The 1885-nt window shown below is 47.1% G+C and carries 1 tRNA gene and 1 rRNA gene; both read right to left on the bottom strand.

The features are described 5' to 3' along the window. Positions 1-4: 4 nt before the first annotated feature. Positions 5-78, bottom strand: a tRNA-Ile gene (locus GR160_RS19205). A gap of 173 nt (positions 79-251) precedes the next feature. Then, positions 252-1767 (bottom strand): 16S ribosomal RNA (locus tag GR160_RS19200). Positions 1768-1885 lie beyond the last annotated feature (118 nt).

Raw genomic sequence — 1885 nt, 5'->3', positions numbered from 1 at the left:
TTTGTAGTCCCGGGCAGACTCGAACTGCCGACCCCTACATTATCAGTGTAGTACTCTAACCAGCTGAGCTACGAGACTATTTATTGTAGTAGTGAGTAATTAGATTTGAGTAGTGAGACAATCTCAATTCTAAAATCTAAAAGCTCAATACTTTTAAGCTCTTCCTTGTATTATTTTTTTGAACTAACAGCGAGAGTAAGTATATCTTATACTTAAACCTAATTTTTATATCCTAACGGTCGTGTCTCTAGAAAGGAGGTGTTCCAGCCGCACCTTCCGGTACGGCTACCTTGTTACGACTTAGCCCCAGTTACCAGTTTTACCCTAGGCAGCTCCTTGCGGTCACCGACTTCAGGTACCCCCAGCTTCCATGGCTTGACGGGCGGTGTGTACAAGGCCCGGGAACGTATTCACCGGATCATGGCTGATATCCGATTACTAGCGATTCCAGCTTCATGGAGTCGGGTTGCAGACTCCAATCCGAACTGAGACAGGCTTTATAGATTCGCTCCTCCTTGCGAAGTGGCTGCTCTCTGTACCTGCCATTGTAGCACGTGTGTAGCCCAGGACGTAAGGGCCGTGATGATTTGACGTCATCCCCACCTTCCTCACGGTTTGCACCGGCAGTCTTGTTAGAGTTCCCGACATTACTCGCTGGCAACTAACAACAGGGGTTGCGCTCGTTATAGGACTTAACCTGACACCTCACGGCACGAGCTGACGACAACCATGCAGCACCTTGTAAAGTGTCCGAAGAAAAACCTGTTTCCAGATCTGTCACTCTACATTTAAGCCCTGGTAAGGTTCCTCGCGTATCATCGAATTAAACCACATGCTCCACCGCTTGTGCGGGCCCCCGTCAATTCCTTTGAGTTTCAGGCTTGCGCCCGTACTCCCCAGGTGGGATACTTATCACTTTCGCTTAGCCACTCAACTTTGCAGTCAAACAGCTAGTATCCATCGTTTACGGCGTGGACTACCAGGGTATCTAATCCTGTTCGCTCCCCACGCTTTCGTCCATCAGCGTCAATGTATTGTTAGTAACCTGCCTTCGCAATTGGTATTCCATGTAATATCTAAGCATTTCACCGCTACACTACATATTCTAGTTACTTCACAATAATTCAAGTTCTACAGTATCAATGGCAGTTCGACAGTTAAGCTGCCGGATTTCACCACTGACTTATAAAACCGCCTACGGACCCTTTAAACCCAATGATTCCGGATAACGCTTGGATCCTCCGTATTACCGCGGCTGCTGGCACGGAGTTAGCCGATCCTTATTCTTACGGTACCGTCAATACTCTACACGTAGAGTGGTTTCTTCCCGTACAAAAGCAGTTTACACACCATAGATGCTTCATCCTGCACGCGGCATGGCTGGTTCAGGCTTGCGCCCATTGACCAATATTCCTCACTGCTGCCTCCCGTAGGAGTCTGGTCCGTGTCTCAGTACCAGTGTGGGGGATCTCCCTCTCAGGACCCCTACCCATCATAGCCTTGGTATGCCGTTACCATACCAACTAGCTAATGGGACGCATGCTCATCTTACACCGTTGTGACTTTAATATGTTAGGGATGTCCCAGTCATATACTATAAGGTATTAATCCAAATTTCTCTGGGCTATCCCTTAGTGTAAGGCAGATTGCATACGCGTTACGCACCCGTGCGCCGGTCTCAAAGTCCGAAAACTTCTACCCCTCGACTTGCATGTGTTAGGCCTGCCGCTAGCGTTCATCCTGAGCCAGGATCAAACTCTTCATCGTATATTTTTAATATTTTTACGACCTTTATTGCTAGGTTTTTTAATTTCGATAAAAGCTAGTATTCTTACTCTCTCTTATGCTGTCAATCCAATATGTCTATGAACGTGTCTTACTTTTT

It is taken from the genome of Flavobacterium sp. Sd200 (genome assembly GCF_009826935.1).
Classification (GTDB): domain Bacteria; phylum Bacteroidota; class Bacteroidia; order Flavobacteriales; family Flavobacteriaceae; genus Flavobacterium.
This window is presented reverse-complemented; position numbering and strand designations above follow the sequence as displayed.